Below are 18,787 nucleotides of genomic sequence, written 5' to 3'. Positions count from 1 at the left end.
CCGAAGCAGTGACCAGCCAGGTCAGTAGCCCAGCCGAGCAGACCGACGCAGCGCTTGTCGGGGAACAACGCGCGTCCGGCAACGGCGGCGAAGGCAAAGAAGTCCGACGTCTGGACCGGGTGATCATCCGGTTCGCCGGTGACTCCGGTGACGGTATGCAGCTCACCGGCGACCGGTTCACGTCCGAGACGGCGTCATTCGGCAACGACCTGTCGACGCTGCCCAACTTCCCCGCCGAGATCCGGGCCCCTGCCGGGACCCTGCCGGGCGTCTCCAGCTTCCAGCTGCACTTCGCCGACCACGACATCCTCACGCCGGGTGACGCACCGAATGTGCTGGTCGCGATGAACCCCGCCGCGCTGAAGGCGAACCTCGCCGATGTCCCGCGGGGCGCGGACATCATCGTCAACACCGATGAGTTCACCAAGCGCCCGATGGCGAAGGTCGGCTATGCCACCAGCCCGCTGGAGGACGGCTCGCTGGAGGCTTACAACGTCCACCCGGTGCCGCTGACCACGCTGACGATCGAGGCGCTCAAGGAGTTCGGGCTCTCCCGCAAGGAGGCCGAGCGCAGCAAGAACATGTTCGCGCTGGGTCTGCTGTCGTGGATGTACCACCGGCCGACCGAGGGCACCGAGAAGTTCCTGCGGGCGAAGTTCGCCAAGAAGCCGGACATCGCGGAGGCGAACGTCACCGCGTTCCGGGCGGGCTGGAACTTCGGCGAGACGACGGAGGACTTCGCCGTCTCCTACGAGGTCGCGCCGGCGACGAAGGACTTCCCCACCGGCACCTACCGCAATATCTCCGGGAACCTCGCGCTGTCCTACGGGCTGATCGCGGCGGGCCGGCAGGCGGATCTGCCGCTGTATCTGGGCTCGTACCCCATCACCCCGGCCTCCGACATCCTGCACGAGCTGTCCAAGCACAAGAACTTCGGGGTGCGGACGTTCCAGGCGGAGGACGAGATCGCCGGGATCGGCGCGGCGCTGGGCGCGGCCTTCGGCGGCGCGCTGGCGGTGACCACCACCTCCGGACCCGGTGTGGCGCTGAAGTCGGAGACCATCGGTCTCGCGGTGTCCCTGGAGCTGCCGCTGCTGGTCGTGGACATCCAGCGCGGCGGGCCCTCGACGGGGCTGCCGACGAAGACCGAGCAGGCCGACCTGCTCCAGGCGATGTACGGGCGCAACGGCGAGGCGCCGGTGCCGATCGTGGCGCCGAAGACGCCCGCCGACTGCTTCGACGCGGCGCTGGACGCGGCCCGTATCGCGCTCACCTACCGCACCCCCGTCTTCCTGCTCTCCGACGGCTATCTGGCCAACGGCTCCGAGCCGTGGCGGATCCCCGACATCGAGGAACTCCCCGATCTGCGGGTCCAGTTCGCCTCCGGCACCAACCACCAGCTGGCGGACGGCACCGAGGTCTTCTGGCCGTACAAGCGCGACGAGCAGACGCTGGCGCGCCCCTGGGCCGTGCCGGGCACGCCGGGCCTGGAGCACCGCATCGGCGGCATCGAGAAGCAGGACGGCACCGGCAACATCTCCTACGACCCCGCCAACCACGACTTCATGGTGCGCACCCGCCAGGCGAAGGTGGACGGCGTCGAGGTGCCCGACCTCGAGGTCGACGACCCGGCCGACGAGAGCGGCCAGGGCGCCCGGACCCTTGCCCTGGGCTGGGGTTCGACGTACGGACCGATCACCGCGGCGGTCCGGCGCGTCCGGCGCGCGGGAGACCGTATCGCGCAGGCCCATCTGCGCCATCTCAACCCCTTCCCGCGGAATCTCGGCGAGGTCCTGGCGCGTTACGACAAGGTGATCGTGCCGGAGATGAACCTCGGACAGCTCGCCACTCTGCTGCGCGCCAAGTACCTCGTCGACGTGCGGTCGCACACCCAGGTCAGCGGAATGCCGTTCAAGGCCGAGCAGCTCGCGGAGGTCTTTAAGGAGGCCACCAATGACTGAGGCGATCTCGGAGAGGCCCTCGCAGATCGAGGCGCTCTCCCTGGTGCCCAAGGCCGACGCCAAGCAGTCCATGAAGGACTTCAAGTCCGATCAGGAAGTGCGCTGGTGCCCCGGCTGCGGTGACTACGCCGTCCTCGCCGCCGTGCAGGGCTTCATGCCCGAGCTCGGCCTGGCGAAGGAGAACATCGTCTTCGTCTCGGGCATCGGCTGCTCCTCCCGCTTCCCGTACTACATGAACACCTACGGGATGCACTCCATCCACGGCCGCGCCCCGGCCATCGCCACCGGCCTGGCCTCCTCGCGGCGCGATCTGTCCGTCTGGGTCGTCACCGGCGACGGCGATGCGCTGTCCATCGGCGGCAACCACCTCATCCACGCCCTGCGGCGCAACGTCAATCTCAAGATCCTGCTGTTCAACAACCGGATCTACGGTCTGACCAAGGGCCAGTACAGCCCCACCTCCGAGGTCGGCAAGATCACCAAGTCGACGCCGATGGGCTCGCTGGACGCGCCGTTCAACCCGGTCTCGCTGGCGCTCGGCGCCGAGGCGTCCTTCGTGGCCCGCACCGTCGACTCCGACCGCAAGCACCTCACCTCGGTGCTGCGCGAGGCCGCCGCCCACCCCGGCACGGCGCTGGTGGAGATCTACCAGAACTGCAACATCTTCAACGACGGCGCCTTCGAGGCCCTCAAGGACAAGGACCAGGCCGAGGAGGCCGTGATCCGGCTGGAGCACGGGCAGCCGATCCGCTTCGGCGCGCTGGCCCCCGACGGCTTCGGCTCCAAGGGCGTGGTCCGCGACCCGGCCACCGGCGACCTCAAGGTCATCGACGTCCGGGAGGAGGGCACGGGCGGGGTGCTGGTGCACGACGCCCACAGCCCCTCGCCCACGACGGCCTTCGCGCTCTCCCGGCTCGCCGACGCCGACACCCTCCACCACACCCCCATCGGTGTGCTGCGCAGCGTCGACCGGCCGGTCTACGACACCCTGATGTCCGACCAGCTGGACGCCGCCATCGAGCAGAAGGGCAAGGGCGACCTCGCCGCACTGCTGACCGGCAACGACACCTGGACGGTCGTCGGCTGACCGACCGGTGCCGCACGGGTGCCTCCGGGAGCGTTTCACCGCGCTCGCGGAGGCATCCGTGCGTTGTGGGCCGTGCTCGCGGTGGGCCGTGCTCGCGGCGGGCCGCCCCTCCCCTGCGCCGTGCCGGTGCCGCGCCGCCGGGCGATGCTGAAGGAAATCCCGCCTCAGCTATCCGTACACCCGTCATAGACGATCGTTTATCGCAGGCGTACGGTCGGGTCCTCAGCCAGCGACGCCCACAGGGGGTACTCATGAGCTTCGTCGTCACCGGCGCCACCGGGGCACTCGGCCGGCTCGTCATCGAGGAACTGCTCCGGCGCACCACCCCGGGCGAGATCGTCGCCCTCGCCCGCGACCGGTCCAAGGCCGCCGGCCTCGCGGCCCGCGGGGTGGAGATCAAGACCGCGGACTACAGCCGCCCCGAAACCCTCCAGGGCGCCTTCGCGGCCGGTGACCGGGTGCTGTTCATCTCCGGGAACGAGGCGGGGCAGCGCCTCACCCAGCACCGCACCGTGATCGACGCCGCGCGGGAGGCGGGCGTCGGGCTGCTGGCGTACACCAGCGTGCTGGGCGGGCCGACGGCCACGTTCTCCATCGCCGAGGAGCACCTCGCCACCGAGCAGGCGCTGCTCGCGTCCGGGGTGCCGTACTGCCTGCTGCGCAACGGCTGGTACCACGAGAACTACACGGGCGCGCTCCCCGGCACCCTCAAGACCGGCGCCGTCGTGGGCAGCGCGGACGGCGGCCGGGTGGCCACCGCCGCGCGCCGGGACTACGCCGAGGCGGCCGCCGTCGTGCTCACCGGCAGCGGCCACGAGAACACCGTGTACGAGCTGAGCGGCGACACCGCCTGGACGATGGCCGAGTACGCGGCCGAGGTCTCGCGGCAGACCGGCCGGCGCATCGCGTACCGCGATCTGCCGCCGGAGCAGTATGCGGCGCTGCTGGTGGAGGCGGGCGTACCGGCGCTGGGCGCCCAGCTGGTCGCCGACGCGGACACCGGGATCGCCCGCGGCGAGCTGTCCGCGACGCCCGGGGAGCTGTCCCGGCTCATCGGCCGGCCGACCACACCGATCGCCGAGGCGATCGCGGAGGCGCTGAAGGAGCTGGAGGGGCCGAAGGGGCTGCCCACCTAAAGGGGGCCGCCGCAGCGCCGCCGGTGGACCGTCATGACCGTATGGCAAGACGGGCATGACAGGCGGTCCGGGCGGCGCTACGTTCACCAGGGCGACACCGCACCACCAGGAGGGTCCCTTGCAGCCTCGAAGCGATCAGCGCACCGGACTCGCCTACGGCATCGCCGCCTACACCATGTGGGGCCTGCTGCCGCTCTACTGGCGTCTGCTGGAGGACGCCGGACCGTCCGAGATCCTGGCTCATCGCATGGTGTGGTCGCTGCCGGTCGCCGTCGTCCTCCTGGCCGTGCTCCGCCGCTGGTCCTGGATCGGCCCGCTGCTGCGGCAGCCCCGCAGGCTCGGGCTGATACTGGTCAGCACCCTGGTGATCTCGGCGAACTGGTTCCTCTACATCTGGGCGGTCAACTCCGGGCACGTCCTGGAGGCGTCGCTCGGCTACTTCATCAATCCGCTGGTCAGCATCGCCTTCGGCGTCCTGGTGCTGCGCGAACGGCTGCGTCCGCTCCAGTGGGCGGCGGTGGGCATCGGCGCGCTGGCCGTCCTGGTGATGACCGTCGCCTACGGCAGGATGCCCTGGATCGCGCTCGCGCTGGCCCTCTCGTTCGCGACGTACGGCCTGGTCAAGAAGGGCATCAAGCTCGACGGGATCGAGGGCTTCAGCGCCGAGACGGCCCTCCAGCTGCTGCCCGCGCTGGGCTTTCTGATCTTCCTCGGCCTGCGCGGCGAGGCCAGTTTCACCACCGGGGTGGGCCAGGCGCTGCTGCTGTCGGCCTGCGGGGTCGCGACGGCGGTGCCGCTGATCTGCTTCGGCGCCTCGGCGGTGCGGCTGCCGCTGACGATGATCGGGATGCTCCAGTATCTGGCGCCGTCCTTCCAGTTCCTGCTGGGGCTCACGGTCTTCCACGAGACGATGCCGCCGGAGCGCTGGGCCGGGTTCGCGCTGGTGTGGCTGGCGCTGGCGGTGCTGAGCTGGGACGCGCTGCGGACCGCGGGGCGGGCGCGGGCGGCGCTGGCCGAGGCCGCGGCCCAGGCGGCCGCCGCGGCACCTCCCCCCGAAGCGGCCACGGAAGCGGCGCCCGCGGCAACGGCCCAGCACACCGCGGAGCAGCCGGGGACGCCACGGCCTCCCCGCCTCACGCAGTGATGTCCCGGGTGGTGAAGCGCGCCCAGGCCGCCGAGCCGAACACCACGGCGTACAGCGCCTGTAGGCCGAGGTTCTTCTCCAGCTGGTCCCAGTAGACGGGGTCGCGGAGCAGATCCGCGAAGGACAGCCAGTAGTGCGGGAAGAGGTACGGCTGGAGGGCGTGCAGCTGCGGGAGCGTGTCCAGTATCTGCACGGTGATCAGCAGGCCGACCGTGGTCGCCATGGCCGCTATACCGCTGGTGGTGAGCGTCGAGACGAACAGGCCGATGGCCGCCACCCCGGTCAGGGACACCGCCACCGCGACCGCGATGGCCGACGCCCGCAGCAGCCCCTCGCCGAAGGACACCGAGGTGCCCGAGAGCAGGGTGACCTCGCCCAGGGAGAAGAGCAGCGCACCGGTCGCCAGTGCGGACAGCGCCACCACCAGGGTGCTCACCAGGCAGAACGTCAGGGTCGTGACGTATTTGACCAGCAGCGGACGGAGGCGGCCCGCGGGGGCGACCAGGAGATAGCGCAGCGTCCCGCCGTGTGCCTCACCGGCGAGGGAGTCGCCCGCGATCACGCCGACGGACATCGGCAGGAAGAACGGCAGGGTCACCGCGAGCGAGGCGAAGACCAGGAAGAGGCCGTTGTGGGTGACCTGGGAGAGGAAGGCCGGGCCGCCCGCGCCGCCACCGCCATCCGGGCCGCCGCCGCCACCGGTCTCGATCCGGACGGCGACACCGACCAGGACCGGTACGCCCGCGAGCACCGCCAGCAGCGCGAGGGTCCGCCAGCGCCGGAACGTCATGACGATCTCGCTGCGCAGCAGCCCCAGCGACCACAGCGGCCGGGGCGTCCGCGCCACCTCCTCAGCCCGCGACATCGAAGCCCTCCCCGGTCAGCGCCACGAAGACATCCTCCAGCGAGGCGCGCGCCGTGCCGAAGCCGCGGACCCGCACACCGGCGTGCACCAGCGCGGCGTTGAGCTCCGCGATCTCCCGCGGCGCCCGTCCTCCGCCCCGGCCGGAGGGGCGTCCGGGGGCGGGAGTTCGCCCGTCACCCGGTCGTCGGTGGCCTCCACCCCGGTCACCCCGCACTCCCTCAGCACCCGGGCCGCGTCCGCGGTGTCGGGCGTGGTGACCATGAGCCGGGCGTGGCCGTGCGGGCCGAGGACCGTGGCGGAGAGGTCGGCGACCGTGCCCTGGGTGAGCAGCCGGCCGCGGGCCATCACCGCGGCATGGGTGCAGACCTGCTCGATCTCGTCGAGGAGATGGGAGGAGAGAAAAACGGTGGTGCCGTCCGCCGCCAGCTCCCGGCCCAGGGCACGGATCTCCCGCATGCCCTGGGGATCCAGCCCGTTGGTGGGCTCGTCGAGCACCAGCAGCTCACGGGGCTGGAGCAGGGCCGCGGCCAGACCGAGGCGCTGCTTCATACCGAGGGAGTAGGCGCGCGCCTTCTTGCCGGCCGCCGCGGCCAGGCCCACCCGCTCCAGCGCCCGGCCGACCCGCGCCTCGCGGGTCCGGGGATCGGCGGCCGGGTCGGCGGCGTCGAACCGGCGGAGGTTGTCCCGCCCGCTCGCGCCACCCCTCCGCGAAGGGGTGGCGCGGCGGTCCCGCGAGGCCGCGGTGGTGCCTTACTTGGCGGCGTTGGCCGCGTTGATCAGGGTCTGCTTGTCGACGGCGCCGACATAGACCGTGCCGTTGTCGGTGATCAGGGCGTTGACCAGACGGGTGCTGAAGACCCGGCCGGAGCCGAACTTGCCGTTGACCTTGTCGCCGATGCTGTCCAGGAACTTGCCGACGTCGCCGCCCGCGCCCTTGGCCTTCTCCATGTCCTTGCCGGAGGGCAGACCGGGGCCGTCGCCCTTGATCGTGGCGATGGACGTCCAGCCCTTGCCGATGACGTCCATCCCGTCCACCTCCTTGGCGAGGTGCTCGCGGGACGGGGCGTCCTTGCCGTGCTCGCGCTGCGCGGTCGCGCGCTCCTTGTCGCCGTTGACGACCTTGGCACCCTTGGGCGGGGTGAAGGAGAACGTGCTCGCGGCGGGCTTGGCGAAGTCGACGTTGGTGAAGCCGACATCGACGGCGGCCGCGCCACCGCTCTTGGGGGTCAGGGTGAACTTCAGCGGCACGCCGTTGGCGGCGTCCACCGCGACCCGGATCGAGCCGACCGTGGAACCGGCCTGCTTGGGCTTGATCAGCAGCTGGTAGGCGTCCCGTCCGGCGACCTTGGCGGTGCCGTCGACGGTGACCGAGGTCGTGTCACCGGCCGCCTCCAGGGCCTGCTTCGCGAGGTCCTGCGGCGTCGCGGTCTTCAGGTCCTTGGGCAGGCCCTCGGGGGCCCGGTGCTGCTTGGCGGACCGGTCGCCGGGGGCGCTGCTGTGCACGGCGGTGTTGCTGCCGCTGTCGTAGGCCCAGACGTCCTTGCCGTTGTGGACGAGGCTGTACTCAGCGGCCTTGTCCACGACGGACACCCGCTGCTTCTCGGGGCCGTCGGCCGCGACGCGCAGCGTGTGCGCACCGGACGCCAGCTCCATCAGCTTCTTCTGGGGCGCTGCGGAGGCGGCGTCCCCGCCCTGCGCGCCGTCGTCCGGGGCGCCGCCGAAGCCGCCCGCTCCGCCACCGGCGCCCGGCAGGGACGGCAGGCCGAGGTCCGTGGTGACCCGGACCGTGCCGGAGAGCTGCTGGACATCGGACTTGGCGACCTTGGCTATCAGGTCCTGTGCCGAGATTTTCGGCAGGTCCGGAGCGGAGCCGGCGAACGCCGGGACCAGCCCGATCATGGCCGCCGACACTCCCGCCACCGCGACCGGCACGCCATACCGCACCGCCTTACGGCGCTTCGGGGAGCGCTCCCCACCCCATCCGTCGGTGACCTCGGTCGGTTCGTTCCGTGGCATCTGCCCTACCTCCGTCGTGTGCGGCGGCTGCTGCGCTGTCCACGTGTTCCCCCCTGGGGCCCATGGTGACCTGCCCGCCGCGCTCAGGTGGTTCCATCACATCAAATCGCCCGGCACAAAACGTCAGCCCGCGGGAGCAACTCGTCCTACTGCTGAGGTATGACGCACGATCACCTCAGGTCGGATGCCGTACCACAGAAGGCGGAGCACTCCCTAGGGGATACGGCGAAAGGCCCTCAGGGATGCGCAGCCGGGCCGCAGGCGCAGGCGCGGCGGGACGCCTCAGGGACAGGCGCGCCGGGAGACCGCAGGGACAGGCGGGCCGGGATGCCTCAGCCCGCGCGGTGCACCACCGCGTCGCAGAGCCCCTCAAGGGCCGACTTGGCCATGCACGAGGGCAGCGGCGCCAGCATCCCGCGGGCCTCCTGCGCAGAGCGCACGGTGTCGCGACGGGCCTCTTCGAGCGCCGGGTGGGCGCGCAGACCGGCCAGCGCCTCGGCGTGCCGGGCGTCGTCGGTGAGGTCACCGGCCAGCAGCTCGCACAGCGCGCGGTCCTCGGGGGTGCCGGCGGCGCTCTCGGCCCGCGCCCGCAGCCGCAGCACCGGCAGCGTCGGAATGCCCTCGCGCAGGTCCGTACCGGGCGTCTTGCCCGATTCGTGCGAGTCGCTGGCGATGTCCAGCACGTCGTCGGCCAGCTGGAAGGCGGTACCGAGCCGCTCGCCGTACTGGGTGAGGATGTTGACCGTCGACTCCTCGGCGCCCGACATCATCGCGCCGAAGCGGCAGGCGACGGCGACCAGCGAGCCGGTCTTGCCCGCGAGCACGTCCAGGTAGTGGTCGATGGGGTCCCGGCCGTCGCGCGGGCCCGCGGTCTCCAGGATCTGGCCGGTCACCAGGCGTTCGAACGCCTCGGCCTGGATCCGGACCGCGTCCGGCCCGAGGTCGGCGAGGATGTGCGAGGCGCGGGCGAACAGGAAGTCGCCGGTCAGCACGGCGACGGAGTTGCCCCAGCGGGCGTTGGCGCTGGCCACCCCGCGGCGCACATCGGCCTCGTCCATCACGTCGTCGTGGTAGAGCGTCGCCAGGTGCGTGAGCTCCACGACGACGGCGGAGGGCACCACACCCGGGCTGTAGGGGTCACCGAATTGGGCGGCCAGCATCACCAGCAGCGGCCGGAACCGCTTGCCGCCCGCGCGCACGAGATGCTGCGCGGACTCGGTGATGAACGGCACGTCGCTCTTGGTGGCCTCCAGCAGGCCCTCCTCGACAGCCGCCAACCCGGCCTGGACATCGGCCTCAAGAGCCTGGTCCCGCACGCTCAGCCCGAAGGGCCCGACGACGGTCACGAGGGGTACTCCTGTCTGCTGACGATCAAACTGAATGTCGATCTGTCGCTGTCTCCACCATTGGCCAGCGTATCCGGTCGCAGTTCGATCACCGTGAGCGCCCGCCCCCCGAACCGCCCGGGAAGCACGGCGACCCCTCGGCCGGGATGTTCCGGATCATCTGTTGACGCGCTGCGACGCGGAAGAGCGGGACCGGCGAACGGGAAGAGCGGGACCGGCAACCGCCAGCATCCCCGGTCCGCTTCCGCTCGGGCAAGGGCCTGCGGACCGGCCATGGCCGGAAAGCCCCGCCCCGGTCACCGCCCCGGTCACCGGGGCGGACGTACCGGTCACCGTCCCGTGCGAAATCACCGTGGCGCAGGACGACTTCCGCGCCGACGCGCCCCCGGCCGTCATGCCCGGGCGAGGCGAGCACACGGCATACGGGACACCGCGCGCCCCGGGGTCACAGGGTGCCGGGCCGGTGCGCCCGCCCCCGCCTCACCCGTACGCCCGCGCCACCGCCCTGGCCAGCCGCGGCGAGGCGAACTCCGTACCGCACACGAAGCGCATCGCGGGCCCGAAGGAGGCGGCCGCCGGCAGCCCCGTGAAATACAGCCCCGGCACGGACGAGCCGAAGCCGCCGTCCAGCAGCGGACCGCCGGCCCGCACCACGATCCCGGTGCGCAGCCCCGGGCCCAGGAAGTCCAGCGCCGCCAGATCCATCCGGTAGCCGGTCGCGGCCAGCACATGGTCGGCGACGACCTCCCCGCCCTGCCCGTCGGCGCCGCGCAGCGCCAGGACGGGGCGGCCGTCGCGGACCGTGGCCCGGACGATCCGCCGCCCCTGCGTCACCCGCACCCGGTCGGTGAAGCGCTCCCGCAGCCACCACGCCCCCCGTGGGACGGGCACCCGGTGCCCCAGATACCGCCGGGCGGGCACCGGCAGGCGGCGGAAGACTCCGGCGCGGTACGCCGGCGCATACCGCGGCCAGGCGCTGCCGCACGGCGACGGGCGCCGCCGCGGCCGGTGGTCCGGCGGCGCGCCGAAGCCCACCGCGCCGACACCGCGCGCCACCACCCGTACGGCCGCCGCGCCCGCCTCGGTGAGCAGCACCGCGCTCTCCAGCGCCGACTGCCCGGCGCCGATCACCACCACGTCCCGGCCGGCCAGCGCGGACAGATCGTGGTGCTGCGAGCTGTGCGAGACCGGGCCGGTGGCGGACGGGCCGTCCGGGAGCGCGGCGGCCAGTTCCGGCGGCAGCTGCGCCAGTCCGGTCAGGCCGGTGGCGACGACCACCGCCCGCGCGCCGACCTGCTCACCGCTGTCCAGCTTCAGCTCGAAGCCGTCGGCCCGCCGGTCGACCGAGACCACCCGGACCTGCTCCAGCCCGGGAACCAGCCGCTGCTGCACCCACTGCCCGTACCGGACGAAGGTCTCCACGGGGACGAGGTCCCGGTCCGCGGCGTAGGGCCCCTCCCCCGTCGCCGCGCAGAAGTCGCCGAGGGTGTGGCCGGGCTGCGGGACGCCGATGCCGGAGGCCGCCGGGGATGAGGTGAGCAGCATGCCCGCGGGCATCCCCGCGCGCCAGCTCCGCATCGGCTGCCCGAAGACCCGCACCGGCAGGCCGTACGCCCCTAGATGCGCGGCCACGGACAACCCGTACGGACCGGCCCCGATGACCGCTACCGGAGTGCTCACTTCGGTCCCTCCCTCGCGTGAAGAACGGCCGCCCGGCCGCCTCTTCGGCGAGGGGAGCAACAGCCCCGTCACCCGCCGGTCCGCCCCTCCCGCCCGGTGGCCCCGTCCTCCCGCCGGTCAGGGAAGGAAGTTAGGCCCGAATTGCGCGGTGCGGCAAGGCTTTTCCGGACATGACCGATGCGTGGGGCGCAGCGCACCGCGCCACCGCCCCCCGTCTGCGTACGCCTCCGCGCCCGCGCGCCCCGGTACCGCCCCGCTGATCACCGCCCGGCCGTAATCTGATCGACGGCCCCACGGCCCGCGGCCACCCGGCCCCGGCCGCCCACCGGCGACGACGCACGCGAGGAGCTGTCCATGCCCGAGCAGAGCCCGTTCGACCTGGCGGAAGGCGATCCCTTCGGCCCGCACAACCTGCCCTACGGCGTCTTCAGCACCGCCGACGCGCCCGACCGGCGCCGCCTCGGCGTCCGCTACGGCAACAGCGTCCTCGATCTGAGCGCCCTGCCGAGCGCGCTGCCCGCCGCCATCCACCCGCACGCCGAACTGCTCGCGGCACCGACCCTCAACCCGCTGCTGGCCGCCGGCCGTCCCGTATGGCGGCAGATCCGCGCGGCCGTCCACAGCGCCGTGACCGACCCCGCGCACCGCGACGAAGTGGCGCCGCTGTTCCATCCGCTGGACGGGGTCACGCTGCACCTCCCCTTCGAGGTCGCCGACTATGTCGACTTCTACGCCAGCGAACACCACGCCACCAACGTCGGCCGGATCTTCCGCCCGAACGACGCGGCGCTGACCCCCAACTGGAAGCATCTGCCGATCGGTTACCACGGCCGGGCGGGCACCGTGGTCGTCACCGGCACCCCGGTCGTACGGCCCCGGGGCCAGCGCAAGGCCCCCGCGGACGAGGCGCCCACCTTCGGCCCGAGCCTCCGTCTCGACATCGAGGCCGAGGTCGGCTTCGTCGTCGGGGCGCCCTCCACGCTGCACGAACCCGTCGCGCTGGGCGCCTTCCGCGACCATGTCTTCGGCGTCTGCCTCCTCAACGACTGGTCGGCGCGCGACATCCAGGCGTGGGAGTACGTGCCGCTCGGCCCGTTCCTCGGCAAGTCCTTCGCCACCTCCGTCTCCGCCTGGGTCACCCCGCTCGACGCCCTCGACGAGGCCCGTACGGCGCCGCCCGCCCGGGACGTCCCGCTGCTGCCCTACCTCGATGACGCGGGTGCGGAGCCGGGCGGCATCGACATCCGTATCGAGGTGCGCGTCAACGGCGAGACGGTCTCCCGGCCGCCGTTCTCCGCCATGTACTGGACGGCCGCCCAGCAGCTCGCCCATATGACCGTCAACGGCGCCTCGCTGCGCACCGGCGATCTGTTCGCCTCCGGCACCGTCTCCGGCCCCGACCCGGACCAGCTCGGCTGCCTGCTGGAACTCACCCAGGGCAAGGGCCCCTACCTCCAGGACGGCGACGAGGTCACCCTCACCGCCTGGGCGCCCGGCCCGGACGGCGCCCGGATCGGCCTGGGCGAGGTCACCGGCCGCATCCTGCCGACGGGATGACCGGTACGGACGGGCCGGCGCGGCGCGGGCCGGCCCGTCCGGCGGATCGCCCTCGAAGGCGGCGGCCCGCCGCGGAGATCCCGCCCCGCCGCCTCACGGGCCTCCTACGTCACAGCCGCACACCAACTCCGTACCGGCGCCGCCGCAATCCGGGCGACGGCTCGGACGGCTGCCGGGCCGCTGCTAGCCTCACGTTTCCTGGTCCCACAACGGAGGAGACGTACGTGCGCAAGGCAGCGCAGATCGCCGGGGCGGCAGCCATCGCCGCGATGCTGCTCAGCGGTTGCGGAAGCAGCGGCGGCAACGACAGCGGCAAGGACAGCACGCCGAGCAAGTCGCCGGACCACGCGCCGTCGACTCCGGACAAGCCCGCGGACCCCGCGGCGTTCGAGGGGGCCTGGAAGTCCGGCCCGAAGAGCAGCCAGCTGATCCTGGTGGTCACCAAGGGCACCGTCGCGTTCAGCAACGGCCACAAGGCCGCCTGTCTGGGCAAGGTCCAGGAGATGGCCGGGATGACCATGGCCGCGCTCAAGTGCACGGACGGGGACACCACCCGCACCATGGGCACCCTCAAGCCCGGCGCGGACGGCAAGACCCTGACCGTCGACTGGAAGAACGGCCCCACCGAGAAGTACACCAAGTCCACCGACGGCAGCGTGAAGATCCCCGACATGCCGGAGATGCCGAGCGGGATGCCCAAGGGCTGACCGCCCCGCCACGCGGACGGCCGCCGCCCGGAACCCCCCGAGGGCTCCGGGCGGCGGCCGTTGCCGTGCCGCGCCGCCCGTGGTCAGCGCACGAAGACCCCGGCCTGGCCGGCCAGATCGAGGAAGTACTGCGGCGCCAGGCCGAGCACCAGGGTGACCGCGACGCCGATGGCGATGGCCGTGGTCGTCAGCGGGCTGGGCACCGCGACGGTCGGGCCGTCCGCCTTGGGCTCCTGGAAGAACATCAGCACGATGACGCGGATGTAGAAGAACGCGGCGATGGCCGACGAGAGCACACCGACCACCACCAGCCAGCCCGCGCCGCTCTGCGCCGCCGCCTTGAAGACCGCGAACTTCCCGGCGAACCCGGAGGTCAGCGGGATGCCCGCGAAGGCCAGCAGGAAGACCGCGAAGACCGCGGCCACCAGCGGCGAACGCCGGCCGAGCCCGGCCCACTTGGACAGCTGGGTGGCCTCCCCGCCGGCGTCCCGCACCAGGGTGACGACGGCGAAGGCACCGAGGGTCACGAAGGAATAGGCGCCGAGGTAGAAGAGCACCGAGGAGATGCCCTCCTCGCTGGTGGCGATGACACCGGCGAGGATGAAGCCGGCGTGCGCGATGGAGGAGTAGGCCAGCAGCCGCTTGATGTCGGTCTGGGTGATGGCGACGATCGCCCCGCCCAGCATCGTGATGATCGCGACGCCCCACATCACCGGCTGCCAGTCCCAGCGCATGCCCGGCAGGACGACATACAGCAGCCGCAGCAGCGCGCCGAACGCCGCGACCTTGGTGGCGGCCGCCATGAAGCCGGTGACCGGGGTCGGGGCGCCCTGGTAGACGTCCGGGGTCCACATGTGGAACGGGACCGCGCCGACCTTGAACAGCAGCCCCATCAGCACCAGCGCGGCGCCGATCAGCAGCAGTGCGTCATTGCCCATCGTGCCGGCCAGCGCCGGATCGATCTGCTTGGCACCGTCCGAGATCACCTCGGCGATCCCGGCGTAGGTGACGGTGCCCGCGTAGCCGTACAGCAGGGCCACGCCGAACAGCAGGAAGGCGGACGAGAAGGCGCCGAGGAGGAAGTACTTCACCGCGGCCTCCTGCGACAGCAGCCGCTGGCGGCGGGCCAGCGCACACAGGATGTACAGCGGGAGGGAGAAGACCTCCAGCGCGATGAAGAGGGTCAGCAGGTCATTGGCCGCCGGGAAGACCAGCATGCCGCCGACCGCGAAGAGCGCGATCGGGAAGACCTCGGTGGTGGTGAACCCCGCCTTGACCGCGGCCTGTTCGGCGGCACCGCCGGGGACGGCCGCGGGCTGCGCGGCGAAGGAGTCCACCCGCTTGCCGTGCGCCGCCGGATCGAGCCGCCGCTCGGCGAAGGTGAAGACCGCGACCAGGGACACCAGCAGGAGGGTGCCCTGGAGGAACAGTGCGGGCCCGTCGACCGCGAGGGCGCCCATGGCGGCGATATGCGCCTTGGCCGAGCCGAAGCCGCCGGCCGCCAGACCGATCACCGCGGCGAACGCGGCGGCCAGCGCCACCACGGTCAGCAGCAGCTGGGAGTAGTAGCGGTGCCGGCGCGGCACGAACGCCTCGATGACGATGCCGACCACCGCCGCGCCCAGGACGATCAGCGTCGGCGCCAGCTGGGCGTACTCGATGTGCGGCGCCGGGATCTTGCCCGGTGCGCCGTGCGCCACCGTCCACAGGCTGTGGACACTTGCCACGGAACTCACTTCGCGGCCTCCCGGTCTTGATCCTGCACGGCCTGGCCGGCCCGGCCTCCACCGGGACCGGCGTCCACCTGCACAGTGGGCTTGGGGTCCTTCTTGTCCACGACGGACAGGGTGTGGCCGACCGCCGGATTCACGAGGTCGGTGAGCGGCTTCGGATAGACCCCGAGGAAGAGCAGCAGCGCGACCAGCGGCGCCACCACGACCAGCTCCCGCACCCGCAGATCGGGCAGGCTCCGCACCTCGGCCTTCACCGGCCCGGTCATCGTCCGCTGGTAGAGCACGAGGACGTACAGCGCGGCGAGGACGATGCCCAGGGTGGCGATGATGCCGATCACCGGATAGCGGCTGAACGTGCCGACCAGGACCAGGAATTCACTGACGAACGGCGCCAGACCCGGCAGCGACAGGGTGGCCAGGCCGCCGATGAGGAAGGTGCCGGCGAGGACCGGGGCGACCTTCTGGACGCCGCCGTAGTCCGCGATGAGCCGGGAGCCGCGGCGGCTGATCAGGAAGCCGGCCACCAGCATCAGCGCGGCGGTCGAGATGCCGTGGTTGACCATGTAGAGCGTGGCGCCGCTCTGGCCCTGGGTCGTCATCGCGAAGATGCCCAGAATGATGAAACCGAAGTGGGAGATCGAGGCGTAGGCGATCAGCCGCTTGATGTCCCGCTGGGCGACCGCCAGCAGCGCGCCGTAGAGCACGCTGATCAGCGCGAGCACCAGGATGGCGGGCGTCGCCCAGCTGCTGGCCTCCGGGAAGAGCTGGAGGCAGAAGCGGAGCATCGCGAACGTGCCGACCTTGTCGACCACCGCGGTGATCAGCACCGCGACCGGTGCGGTGGACTCGCCCATGGCGCCCGGCAGCCAGGTGTGCAGCGGCCACAGCGGCGCCTTCACCGCGAACGCGAAGAAGAAGCCGAGGAAGAGCAGCCGCTCGGTGCCGGTGCCGATGTCGAGCGTGCCGGCCGCCCGGGCCTCGACGATCTGCTGGAGCGAGAAGGTGCCGGTGCCGAGCTGGTCGGCGGTGACGGCGTACAGCCCGATCACCGCGGCCAGCATGATCAGCCCGCCGGCGAGGTTGTAGAGCAGGAACTTCACCGCGGCGTACGACCGCCGGCCCGCGGCCTCCTCCTCGCCGTCCCCGCCCGCCCGGTCCCCGAAGCCGCCGATGAGGAAGTACATCGGGATCAGCATGGCTTCGAAGAAGATGTAGAAGAGGAAGACATCGGTGGCCTCGAAGGAGAGCACCACCATCGCCTCGACCGCCAGGATCAGCGCGAAGAAGCCCTGGGTGGGCCGCCAGCGCCGGTTGGGTGTGGCCTCTTCCAGGGGGTCGGCGTCATGCCAGCCCGCCAGGATGATGAAGGGGATCAGCAGGGTGGTCAGCGCGATCAGGGCGACCGCGATGCCGTCCACGCCGAGTTCGTAGCGGACGCCGAAGTCGCTGATCCAGGCATGCGACTCGGTGAGCTGGAACGGGCCCTTCGCGCCCGGGTCGAAACGGAACCCGACGACCAGCGCCAGCGCGAAGGTGATCAGCGAGAACAGCAGCGCGAGCCATTTGGCCGCGGTGCGCTTGGCGGCGGGCAGCGCGGCGGTGGCGATCGCACCGGCCGCCGGGACCGCGGCCACCGCCGTCAGCAGGGGAAACGACATGGCTCAGACACCCCTCATCAGCAGGGTCGCGGCGACGAGAACGGCGGCGCCGCCCAGCATCTGGACCGCGTACGAACGGACGAATCCGGTCTGCAACCGGCGCAGCCAGCCGGAGAGTCCGCCCATCGACGCCGCCGTGCCGTTGACCGCGCCGTCCACGAGGGTGCGGTCGAGCTGGACGAGGGTGCCGGTGAGCTCCCCGCCGCCGCGCACGAAGACGATGTGGTTGAAGTCGTCCTGGAGCAGATCGCGGCGGGCGGCCCGGGTCAGCAGCGAGCCGCGCGGGGCCAGCGCCGGCACGGGCTTGCGGCCGTACATCAGCCAGGCGATGCCGACGCCGATGAGCAGCACCACGATCGTCGCGGCGGTGACCGTGGTGGCGCTGACCGGGGAGTGGCCGTGGGCGAACGAGGTGACCGGCTCCAGCCACTTCACAAAGGTCTCGTTGACGCTGAACAGCCCGCCCGCGAAGACCGATCCGACGGCCAGCACGACCATCGGGAGCGTCATGACCTTCGGCGACTCGTGCGGATGCACCTCGCTGGGGTCCCAGCGCTTCTCGCCGAAGAACGTCATCAGCATCACCCGCGTCATGTAGAACGCGGTGATCGCGGCGCCCAGCAGGGCCGCACCGCCGAGGATCCAGCCCTCGGTGCCGCCCTTGGCGAACGCCGCCTCGATGATCTTGTCCTTCGAGAAGAAGCCGGACAGCCCGGGGAAGCCGATGATCGCCAGATAGCCGAGGCCGAAGGTGACGAAGGTGACCGGCATGTACTTCCGCAGACCGCCGTAACGGCGCATGTCCACCTCGTCGTTCATCCCGTGCATCACGGAACCGGCGCCGAGGAAGAGGCCCGCCTTGAAGAAGCCGTGGGTGACCAGATGCATGATCGCGAAGGCGTAGCCGATCGGGCCGAGGCCGGCGGCCAGGATCATGTAGCCGATCTGCGACATCGTCGAACCGGCCAGCGCCTTCTTGATGTCGTCCTTGGCGCAACCGACGATCGCACCGAAGAGGAGCGTGACCGCACCGACCACGACGACCGCCAGCTGGGCGGTCGGGGCGGCATTGAAGATCGCCCCGGAACGGGTGATCAGATACACGCCGGCGGTGACCATCGTGGCGGCGTGGATCAGGGCCGAGACCGGGGTCGGGCCCTCCATCGCGTCACCGAGCCAGGACTGGAGCGGTACCTGCGCCGACTTGCCGCAGGCGGCCAGCAGCAGCATCAGCCCGAGGGCGGTCAGCTTGCCCTCGGAGGTGTCGCCGGTGGCGGCGAGCACCGGGCCGAAGGCGAAGGTCCCGAACGTCGTGAACATCAGCATGATCGCGATGGACAGGCCCATGTCGCCGACGCGGTTGACCAGGAACGCCTTCTTGGCGGCGGTGGCCGCGCTCGGCTTGTGCTGCCAGAACCCGATGAGCAGGTACGAGGCGAGACCGACGCCCTCCCAGCCGACGTACAGCAGAAGGTAGTTGTCGGCGAGGACGAGCAGCAGCATCGCCGCGAGGAAGAGATTGAGGTAGCCGAAGAAGCGGCGGCGCCGCTCGTCGTGCTCCATATAGCCGATCGAATAGATGTGGATCAGCGAGCCGACACCGGTGATCAGCAGAACGAACGTCATGGACAGCTGGTCCAGCTGAAACGCGACGTCGGCCCGGAAGCCGCCGACCGGGATCCAGCTGAACAGATGCTGATGCAGGGCACGGTCCTCGGCGCCCCTGCCGAGCATGTCGGCGAAGAGCACCACCCCGATGGCGAACGAGGCCACCGAGAACAGCGTGCCGATCAAGTGGCCGGTGCGGTCGAGTCGGGTGCCGCCGCACAGCAGCAGGGCCGCACCGACCAGCGGTGCCGCGACAAGCAGCGCGATCAAGTTCTCCACTTTGTGCGAC

At 71.6% G+C, this 18,787-nt stretch carries 13 protein-coding genes and 1 pseudogene; 6 read left to right on the top strand and 8 right to left on the bottom strand.

Features of this window, described 5'->3' with window-relative positions; translation table 11 throughout:
• Positions 1-8 precede the first annotated feature (8 nt).
• The 4 genes from ACFWJW_RS15980 (at position 9) to rarD (ending at position 5,328) form a co-directional block, all read left to right on the top strand.
• Positions 9-1,961, top strand: a complete 1,953-nt coding sequence (locus ACFWJW_RS15980) for a 2-oxoacid:acceptor oxidoreductase subunit alpha (RefSeq protein WP_387240561.1) — start codon at positions 9-11, stop codon at positions 1,959-1,961.
• Positions 1,954-3,048, top strand: a complete 1,095-nt coding sequence (locus tag ACFWJW_RS15975) for a 2-oxoacid:ferredoxin oxidoreductase subunit beta (RefSeq protein WP_387240558.1) — start codon at positions 1,954-1,956, stop codon at positions 3,046-3,048. The genes ACFWJW_RS15980 and ACFWJW_RS15975 overlap by 8 nt, the downstream gene beginning before the upstream one ends.
• Positions 3,049-3,299: 251 nt before the next feature.
• A complete protein-coding gene (locus tag ACFWJW_RS15970; protein ID WP_387240555.1) occupies positions 3,300-4,184 on the top strand; it encodes an SDR family oxidoreductase in 885 nt (294 codons plus the stop codon).
• 118 nt (positions 4,185-4,302) lie between these two features.
• Complete coding sequence (gene rarD / locus ACFWJW_RS15965) at positions 4,303-5,328, top strand: EamA family transporter RarD (RefSeq protein WP_387240552.1); 1,026 nt, start codon at positions 4,303-4,305, stop codon at positions 5,326-5,328.
• Here the strand turns inward: rarD and ACFWJW_RS15960 are convergent.
• The 5 genes and pseudogenes from ACFWJW_RS15960 to ACFWJW_RS15940 all read right to left on the bottom strand — a co-directional run bounded on the left by ACFWJW_RS15960 (position 5,318) and on the right by ACFWJW_RS15940 (position 11,235).
• Positions 5,318-6,193: an ABC transporter permease gene (locus tag ACFWJW_RS15960; RefSeq protein WP_387240549.1), complete on the bottom strand. Its 876-nt coding sequence runs from the start codon at positions 6,191-6,193 to the stop codon at positions 5,318-5,320. The two genes, rarD and ACFWJW_RS15960, sit on opposite strands and share 11 nt — an antisense overlap.
• Positions 6,180-6,895: pseudogene (locus tag ACFWJW_RS15955) on the bottom strand (AAA family ATPase); the annotation flags it as partial. The gene ACFWJW_RS15960 and the pseudogene ACFWJW_RS15955, both read right to left, overlap by 14 nt.
• 48 nt (positions 6,896-6,943) lie before the next feature.
• Positions 6,944-8,209, bottom strand: coding sequence for an outer membrane lipoprotein carrier protein LolA (locus ACFWJW_RS15950; protein ID WP_387240546.1), 1,266 nt, complete (start codon positions 8,207-8,209; stop codon positions 6,944-6,946).
• A gap of 332 nt (positions 8,210-8,541) precedes the next feature.
• Positions 8,542-9,555: a polyprenyl synthetase family protein gene (locus ACFWJW_RS15945; RefSeq protein ID WP_387240543.1), complete on the bottom strand. Its 1,014-nt coding sequence runs from the start codon at positions 9,553-9,555 to the stop codon at positions 8,542-8,544.
• A 480-nt stretch (positions 9,556-10,035) separates the two neighbouring features.
• A complete protein-coding gene (locus ACFWJW_RS15940; protein WP_387240540.1) occupies positions 10,036-11,235 on the bottom strand; it encodes an FAD-dependent oxidoreductase in 1,200 nt (399 codons plus the stop codon).
• A 354-nt stretch (positions 11,236-11,589) separates the two neighbouring features.
• Here ACFWJW_RS15940 and fahA point away from each other — a divergent pair, with 354 nt between their 5' ends.
• Complete coding sequence (gene fahA / locus ACFWJW_RS15935) at positions 11,590-12,792, top strand: fumarylacetoacetase (protein WP_387240537.1); 1,203 nt, start codon at positions 11,590-11,592, stop codon at positions 12,790-12,792.
• A 224-nt stretch (positions 12,793-13,016) separates the two neighbouring features.
• The gene (locus ACFWJW_RS15930; RefSeq protein ID WP_387240534.1) at positions 13,017-13,499 is read left to right on the top strand and encodes a hypothetical protein; all 483 of its coding nucleotides are present in this window, start codon (positions 13,017-13,019) and stop codon (positions 13,497-13,499) included.
• An 83-nt stretch (positions 13,500-13,582) separates the two neighbouring features.
• Here ACFWJW_RS15930 and nuoN read toward each other — a convergent pair whose 3' ends face one another.
• The 3 genes from nuoN to nuoL are packed head-to-tail and all read right to left on the bottom strand — an operon-like array spanning position 13,583 to position 18,777.
• Positions 13,583-15,235: an NADH-quinone oxidoreductase subunit NuoN gene (nuoN, locus tag ACFWJW_RS15925; protein WP_387240531.1), complete on the bottom strand. Its 1,653-nt coding sequence runs from the start codon at positions 15,233-15,235 to the stop codon at positions 13,583-13,585.
• Entirely contained in the window at positions 15,232-16,890 is a 1,659-nt protein-coding gene (locus tag ACFWJW_RS15920; protein WP_387240528.1) for an NADH-quinone oxidoreductase subunit M, read from the bottom strand. Before ACFWJW_RS15920 ends, nuoN begins: the two co-directional genes overlap by 4 nt.
• A 3-nt stretch (positions 16,891-16,893) precedes the next feature.
• Positions 16,894-18,777: an NADH-quinone oxidoreductase subunit L gene (gene nuoL, locus ACFWJW_RS15915; protein ID WP_387240525.1), complete on the bottom strand. Its 1,884-nt coding sequence runs from the start codon at positions 18,775-18,777 to the stop codon at positions 16,894-16,896.
• Between the last annotated feature and the right edge of the window lie 10 nt (positions 18,778-18,787).

Origin of the sequence: Streptomyces sp. NPDC127097, assembly GCF_042724075.1 — a bacterium.
Lineage (GTDB): Bacteria > Actinomycetota > Actinomycetes > Streptomycetales > Streptomycetaceae > Streptomyces.
Note: the sequence above shows the minus strand (reverse complement) of the source record. Positions and strands in the feature narration are given on the sequence as shown.

Excerpts from the sequence above, each read along its gene's own strand:
- ACFWJW_RS15975 (WP_387240558.1), top strand. The coding sequence starts at position 1,954 with ATGACTGAGGCGATCTCGGAGAGGCCCTCGCAGATCGAGGCGCTCTCC.
- ACFWJW_RS15970 (WP_387240555.1), top strand. The coding sequence starts at position 3,300 with ATGAGCTTCGTCGTCACCGGCGCCACCGGGGCACTCGGCCGGCTCGTC.
- ACFWJW_RS15960 (WP_387240549.1), bottom strand. The coding sequence starts at position 6,193 with ATGTCGCGGGCTGAGGAGGTGGCGCGGACGCCCCGGCCGCTGTGGTCG.
- ACFWJW_RS15950 (WP_387240546.1), bottom strand. The coding sequence starts at position 8,209 with ATGCCACGGAACGAACCGACCGAGGTCACCGACGGATGGGGTGGGGAG.
- fahA (WP_387240537.1), top strand. The coding sequence starts at position 11,590 with ATGCCCGAGCAGAGCCCGTTCGACCTGGCGGAAGGCGATCCCTTCGGC.
- ACFWJW_RS15920 (WP_387240528.1), bottom strand. The coding sequence starts at position 16,890 with ATGTCGTTTCCCCTGCTGACGGCGGTGGCCGCGGTCCCGGCGGCCGGT.